The organism is Ensifer sp. Root954 (assembly GCF_001429005.1).
GTDB lineage: Bacteria > Pseudomonadota > Alphaproteobacteria > Rhizobiales > Rhizobiaceae > Ensifer > Ensifer adhaerens.
The window spans coordinates 435,358-441,357 of sequence record NZ_LMJM01000022.1 but is presented as its reverse complement, the minus strand read 5'-3'; the positions used below and the strand labels follow the sequence as shown (position 1 = coordinate 441,357).

At 63.5% G+C, this 6,000-nt stretch carries 5 protein-coding genes; 3 read left to right on the top strand and 2 right to left on the bottom strand.

What is annotated here, in order from left to right; translation table 11 throughout:
• Window positions 1-145: 145 nt before the first annotated feature.
• Window positions 146-1,090: a LysR family transcriptional regulator gene (locus tag ASE71_RS14105; protein ID WP_060521343.1), complete on the bottom strand. Its 945-nt coding sequence runs from the start codon at window positions 1,088-1,090 to the stop codon at window positions 146-148.
• A 330-nt stretch (window positions 1,091-1,420) separates the two neighbouring features.
• Between ASE71_RS14105 and ASE71_RS14100 the strand changes: the two genes are divergently transcribed.
• Both ASE71_RS14100 and ASE71_RS14095 read left to right on the top strand, forming a co-directional pair.
• Entirely contained in the window at window positions 1,421-3,016 is a 1,596-nt protein-coding gene (locus tag ASE71_RS14100) for a GMC family oxidoreductase (RefSeq protein WP_060521344.1), read from the top strand.
• 202 nt (window positions 3,017-3,218) lie between these two features.
• Complete coding sequence (locus tag ASE71_RS14095) at window positions 3,219-4,262, top strand: Tim44 domain-containing protein (protein ID WP_413814637.1); 1,044 nt, start codon at window positions 3,219-3,221, stop codon at window positions 4,260-4,262.
• Window positions 4,263-4,336: 74 nt separating this feature from the next.
• Here the strand turns inward: ASE71_RS14095 and ASE71_RS14090 are convergent, their stop codons facing one another.
• On the bottom strand, window positions 4,337-5,266 hold the full coding sequence (locus tag ASE71_RS14090) for a LysR family transcriptional regulator (protein ID WP_244496948.1): 930 nt from the start codon (window positions 5,264-5,266) through the stop codon (window positions 4,337-4,339).
• 80 nt (window positions 5,267-5,346) lie between these two features.
• Between ASE71_RS14090 and ASE71_RS14085 the strand changes: the two genes are divergently transcribed.
• A complete protein-coding gene (locus ASE71_RS14085) occupies window positions 5,347-5,835 on the top strand; it encodes a DMT family transporter (protein ID WP_060521346.1) in 489 nt (162 codons plus the stop codon).
• Window positions 5,836-6,000 lie beyond the last annotated feature (165 nt).

The following is a 6,000-nucleotide window of genomic DNA, read 5'->3' as shown; positions in this document are numbered from 1 at the left end:
CAAAAATCGACAACTCACTGAATTTACACAATAATTCCAGCTGTTGATAAACTAGGTCGATTTTGATCCGCGAGACCACGGTCTTTCGGTCCGCAAATCACCGCCCTTGGTTGCAAGATCATATATCGCCACAATCAGGCAGGATTTAGGAGCGCGACAGGTGCCTAACGTCTGTGGTCGGCAGTGCCATTTCACGGGTGAAATGGCCGCGGTTTTCCCTGACGCTCTGCATCAGGAATTCGCGCACCGCCCTTACCCGCGGGACGGCAACCAGGTCTCTATGGCAAACCAGCCAGTAGGTGCGCTTGAGCTCGATCTCTTCCGGCAGAACGATCTCCAGGTCGTCTTCCTGCTGCGCGATGAAGTGTGGCAAGACGCAAAGGCCCAGCCCCTGCCGCACGGCCTTCAACTGCGTCAGGATGCTCGAACTCTGGAAATGGGCATGCAGGCCCGGCTGCAGCTCCCCCAGGTAATCGAGACCCGGCGCGAAGATCATGTCGTCGATGTATCCGACGAAACGGTGTGCGGCGAGATCGTTGCGCCCGGTGATCGGCGGGTGCTTCGAGAGATAGCTGCGCGCGCCATAGACATGCAGCGTATAGGGCGTCAGCACCTCGGATTGGTAAGGCCCGGCCTTCGGCGCCGTCAGCGCCACCTGGATATCCGCCTCCTTGCGCGACAGAGACATGATCTGCTGGATCGCCAGCATCTCCAGGGAGACGTTCGGATAGCGCGCCGCAAAGTCCGCCAGCCGGTCGGCCAGAAAGAAGTTGCCGAAGCCTTCGAGTGTGCTGAGACGGACGACGCCGCGCTGCGCCGTCAGACCGTCATTGATGTCGAGCTGCAACTGTTCGGTCTCGCGCTCGATCCGCTCGGCGGTTTCGACGAAGCGCTGGCCCATGCCGGTCAAGATGTAGCCGCGCGGATTGCGCTCGAACAGCTTGACCTTGAGCGCGAATTCCAGCCTGTCGATGCGACGAGACACCGTGGCATGGCTGGTCCTCAAGCGCCGCGCCGCCGTCGACAGTTGCCCGGTGCGGGCCACCGCCAGAAAGAACTGCAGGTCGTCCCAGGTGAAATTCGGATTCATGCCTACTCCCCGTCTGTCCGAAAATGAACAGATCCTGTTTTGCAATTTACGGTTCCGGACGCTTGCATCCAAGCGGTTTTTTCCCGATTGTACGTGTCAGAGCGGACATCTGAGGAGCATGTCTGGCCAAATATGAACAGACCGAAACGAACGCCCCGGCGGCCACCATCCGGCGCCGGAGTATTCCTGCGTTCGTTCGCGGCGGCTGGCGGTTCAGGAAGAAGACAAGATGACGAAGCTCAAGAATGCGGCGCCGGGGCGCGGCTGAAGGAGCGATGTCGCCCGAACCCGGGATCTGAAGGGTCGCGCCGTACATATCGAGGGAGAACCATGGACATATACGACTTCATCGTCGTTGGGGCAGGTAGCGCCGGCTGCGTGCTTGCCAACCGCCTTTCGAAAAACCCGGGGCATCGCGTGCTGCTGCTCGAAGCCGGCGGCCGCGACAACTACCATTGGATCCATATTCCGGTCGGCTATCTCTATTGCATCAACAATCCGCGCACGGACTGGTGTTTCACGACCGCAGCGGAAGAGGGCCTGAACGGCCGTTCACTCGGCTATCCCCGCGGCAAGGTGCTCGGCGGCTGCTCGTCGATCAACGGCATGATCTATATGCGCGGCCAGGCTGAGGACTACGACCACTGGAGCCAGCTCGGCTGTACCGGCTGGGGCTGGGACGACGTGCTGCCGCTCTTCAGGAAATCCGAGGACCACTATCGCGGTGCCAACGAGATGCACGGCGCCGGCGGCGAATGGCGGGTGGAAAAGGCGCGCGTGCGCTGGGACGTGCTCGACGCATTTCAGAAGGCGGCAAGCGAAGCCGGCATTCCCGAGACGCCGGATTTCAACCGCGGCAGCAACGAAGGCTCCGGTTATTTCGATGTCAACCAGCGTTCCGGCATCCGCTGGAACACCGCAAAGGCATTCCTGCGCCCGGCGCAGAAGCGCGGCAACCTCACAGTTCTGACCAAGGCGCATGTGCGCAAGCTGATCATCGAGGGCGATCGCATCGCCGGCGTTGAATTCCAGCATGACGGCACAGTCAAGCGCGCCGGCGCAACCCGCGAAACTGTGCTCTCCGCCGGCGCGATCGGCTCACCCCATATCCTCGAACTCTCCGGCATCGGCCGTGGTGACGTGCTGCAGGCAAACGGCATCGAGCTTCGCCACGAACGCGCCGGCGTCGGCGAAAACCTGCAGGATCATCTGCAGCTGCGCATGGCCTACAAGGTCACCGGCGTGCCGACGCTCAACGAAAAGGCAAACTCGCTGTTCGGCAAGGCGTCGATCGGGCTCGAATATCTGCTGAAGCGTTCCGGGCCGATGGCAATGGCGCCGAGCCAGCTCGGCATCTTCACCCGCTCCGGACCGGAAAAGGAAACGCCGGATCTGCAGTATCACGTGCAGCCGGTGTCGCTCGACAAGTTCGGCGAGCCGGTTCATTCCTTCCCGGCAATCACCGCCAGCGTCTGCAATCTGCGCCCGGAAAGCCGCGGTTCGGTACATCTGAAGGGTCCGGATTTTGCCGCCGCACCGGACATCAGGCCGCGCTACCTGACGGCGGAGGCCGACCGCGATGTCGCGGTCAGCGCCATCCGGTTGACGCGGCAGATCGTCAAGCAACCCTCTTTCGCCCGCTTCAACCCGGTCGAGTTCAAGCCGGGCCCGTCCTACGAGACCGAGGAGGACCTGAAGCGCGCGGCCGGCGATATCGGCACGACGATCTTCCATCCGGTTGGGACCTGCCGCATGGGCGCCGATCCGGAGAGCGTCGTCGATCCGGAACTGCGCCTGCGCGGCCTGAAGGGATTGCGCATCGCCGACGCCTCGGTCATGCCGACGATCACCTCGGGCAACACCAATTCGCCGACGATCATGATCGCCGAAAAGGCGGCGACGATGATCCTGGCAGTCAATCGTTAGGTGTCAGCGGCAAGCGCGGGCGGCACTCGGGCACCCGTCGAAGATGCTGATTCCATGCCGGATTCGGCCAGCTAGCGGTGTCGGATAACGGTAAACTGGCCGAAAAGCGACGCGAGAAGCTTAAATCTCAGGCGTTGAGCCCTTATATCAGGTCCTGATGGCTCGGTTTGAGCCCAAGCAAGATTTAGGGGTTGTGATGGCAATGCAGCGATTTGGGCGTTTTGGACGAACTCTGGCAATGATGGCGATCGGCATGGTCGTCGCGCTGACCGTTGTGGACGTCGCCGAAGCGCGGCGTTCGGGCGGCGGCTTCGGTAGCCGCGGCACCCGCACCTTCTCGCAGCCGCCGGTCACCCGTACCGCGCCGACCAACGCGGCACCGATCGACCGTTCGATGACGCCGCGCCAGGACGCAGGCCCGGCCGCGACCAATCCGGCAGCCGGCCAGACGCGCCCGAACGCCACCCAGCCGAACGCCCGTCCGGGCTTCTTCAGCGGCTTCGGCGGTTCGCTGCTCGGTGGCCTGATGGTCGGCGGCCTCATCGGCATGCTGATGGGCGGCGGTTTCGGCGGTGCTGCCGGCTTCCTCGGCCTGATCGTGCAGATGCTCCTGATCGGTGGCCTGATCATGCTCGCCATGCGCTTCTTTAACCGCAACCGCCAGCAGACAGCCTATGCCGGCCCGTCCGAGCGCTCGTCGGGCCAGCAGCCATCGAACGGCATGCCGTCGTTCAAGATCCCGAGCATCGGCGGCGGCCAGGCAAGCGGTCAGGTGCAGGCTCGACCCCAGGCAGCCCCTCAGGCGGCGCCCGTCACCGACGGCCCGGCCGATGAAATCGGCGTCCAGGGGTCCGACCTCGAGCAGTTCGAAAAGATGCTGAAGGATGTGCAGGCGGCTTACGCCGCGGAAGACTACGGCACGCTGCGTCGCCTGACGACGCCGGAAGCCATGTCGTACCTAGCAGAAGAGCTCAGCGACAACGCCACGAGCGGCGTCAAGAACGATGTGCGCGACGTGCACCTCGTTCAGGGCGACGTCGCCGAAGCCTGGTCGGAAAACGGAACCGAATTTGCGACCGTCGCCATGCGCTACGAGAGCATCGACGTCATGCGCGACCGCACCACCGGCAAGGTGATCAGCGGCGATCCGGACAATCTGACGGAAGCCGTCGAGCTCTGGACTTTCGTGCGCAAGCCGGGTGCCGAATGGCAGGTTTCGGCGATCCAGGGTGTCAGCCACGACTGACGCGCAGCAAAGCCTATAGAAAAGGCCCGGTCGGCATCGCCGCACCGGGCCTTTCCGTTTTCAGGCTTGTCCAATCACACGGCCGCGGGGGCCCCAGTCGGCGGCGCGAGGATGCCGGTGATCAGATCCCGCAGCCAGCGATGGGCGGGGTCGCCGTCGCGCCGCCGGTGCCAGATCTGCCGGAAGGCGAAGGGCGGGATCGCGAAGGGCGGCGCGAAGATGGCGAGCGGCCCGGTCTCCCCGTCGCGGGGCAGGATCCGGCGCGCAACCGTAAGCACAAGGTCGGTTCCGGGAACGAGACCCGGCGCCGCACTCCAATGAGGCAGGGCCAGCGCAATGCGGCGCTTGTGTCCAATAGCCGAAAGCGCAAGGTCGATCTCGTTGCCGGTATCGCCACGCAGGGAGACGAGAATATGCGGCCGCTGCAGATAGGCCAAAAGATCCATCGTCTTTTCGCCGCCGAGGCACGCGCGATCGGCCAGGCAGGCGAAGTGCTCCTCGAACAGCAATGATGTCCTCAGGTCCTCGGCAAGCGTCGGGAAAACGCCGAGCGCCAGATCGATTTCGCCGTCGACGGCCTGTGCCATCATCACTTCGCGGCTTGCCTGGCTGACGAGGAGATCGACGTTCGGCGCCTGCCGGCGCAGCACGGTCATCAGTTGCGGCAGCAGCACAAGCGCAGCGTAGTCGGACATCGCCAGCCGAAAGACGTGGGGCTCGCGCGCCGGATCGAACGGCTGAGACCCCATGAGCAGACGCATATGCGCGAGCGCTTCGGCAAGCTGCGGCGCGATCTCCAGCGCCCGCACCGTCGGCTCGAGCTGGCCGCCATGGCGAACCAGCAAGGGATCGTCGAACAGAGCACGCAACCGCGCCAGCGCATGGCTGACGGCAGGCTGGCTCTTGTTCAACCGCAGAGCCGCGCGCGAGACGTGGCGCTCCGCCAGGAGCGCGTCGAGCACCACGAGCAGGTTCAGGTCGAATGCGCCAAGATTATTCATCATACGAATATAGCACGTGAAGAATTGGAATTTCCATTCCCAAGATAGATGATGGAGGATCGCCGCAACAAAAAGGAAAAACAATGCCCAATCTCTCCTCCCTCCTGTTGCTTGCCGTGGCGATCTTCGCCGGCGCCGTCGTCCCCCTCCAGGCCGGCGCCAATGCCAATCTTGGCCGCCTCCTCGGCCATCCGCTCTGGGCGACGGTCGTCTCGCTCGGCGTCAGTCTCGCGCTCATCCTGCCGATGCTGATTGCCTTCCGGGCGCCGTTGCCCAGCCTGGCTGTGGCATTCAAGGGTCCGTGGTGGATCTGGGTCGGCGGCCTCGCCGGCGTGATCTACATCACCGCGGCTCTCCTCCTTGCGCCGAAGCTCGGCGCGGCAAGCTTCATTGTCGCCGTCATCGCCGGCCAGATGGTCATTTCCATGTTGATCGATCACTACGGCCTTATGGGTTTCCCGCAAAAGCCGGTCAATGCGGCGCGGCTGACCGGCCTGTTCTTCATCGTCGGCGGCATGGTGATCACCCAGATCGCCAATGTCACGCCGGCCTTGGCCAACGCGCCGCGATAGCACAGAGCCGCATCTCGGCAGCGGCAGCCATGACGATCAAGGCTGCCGCTTGTCACCTGAGAAGCACCCATGGTAGATGGCTGACCATGTCGAGCGAACCCCATTTGATGGCCTGATTTGCCCCGCAAGGCGGGGCTTGCATCTGTGAGCCCAGAACCGTCCGCC